The organism is Rhizobium sp. 0TCS1.26 (genome assembly GCF_050455525.1).
Classification (GTDB): Bacteria; Pseudomonadota; Alphaproteobacteria; order Rhizobiales; family Rhizobiaceae; genus Neorhizobium.
Genome location: NZ_JBCIYV010000009.1, coordinates 1 through 726, shown reverse-complemented (window position 1 = coordinate 726; position 726 = coordinate 1). Strand labels below are relative to the sequence as shown.

Here is a 726-nt window from a genome sequence, read left to right as displayed (position 1 = left end):
AATGGCAAAGAGCAAGTTTGAGCGCAACAAGCCTCACGTCAACATCGGCACGATCGGTCACGTTGACCACGGCAAGACGTCGTTGACGGCAGCGATCACGAAGTACTTCGGTGAATTCAAGGCGTATGACCAGATCGACGCTGCACCGGAAGAAAAGGCGCGCGGCATCACGATCTCGACGGCTCACGTCGAATACGAGACGCCTGCCCGTCACTATGCGCACGTCGACTGCCCCGGCCACGCCGACTACGTCAAGAACATGATCACCGGTGCAGCGCAGATGGACGGCGCGATCCTGGTGTGCTCGGCCGCCGACGGCCCGATGCCGCAGACCCGCGAGCACATCCTGCTTGCCCGTCAGGTTGGCGTTCCGGCGATCGTCGTGTTCCTCAACAAGGTCGACCAGGTCGACGACGCCGAACTCCTCGAGCTCGTCGAGCTGGAAGTGCGCGAGCTTCTGTCGTCCTACGACTTCCCGGGCGACGACATCCCGATCGTCAAGGGTTCGGCTCTGGCCGCTCTTGAAGATTCGGACAAGAAGATCGGCGAAGACGCGATCCGCGAGCTGATGGCTCAGGTCGACGCCTACATCCCGACGCCTGAGCGTCCGATCAACCTGCCGTTCCTGATGCCGATCGAAGACGTGTTCTCGATCTCGGGTCGCGGCACGGTCGTGACCGGCCGCGTCGAGCGTGGCATCGTCAAGGTTGGTGAAGAAGTCGAGAT

General features: G+C 61.7%; 1 protein-coding gene. It reads left to right on the top strand.

Translation table 11 applies throughout. The annotated features are described in order from the left end of the window. Window position 1 precedes the first annotated feature (1 nt). Window positions 2-726, top strand: a 725-nt coding sequence (locus AAIH46_RS21480) for an elongation factor Tu (RefSeq protein ID WP_430308104.1), incomplete at its 3' end; no start/stop codon positions are given.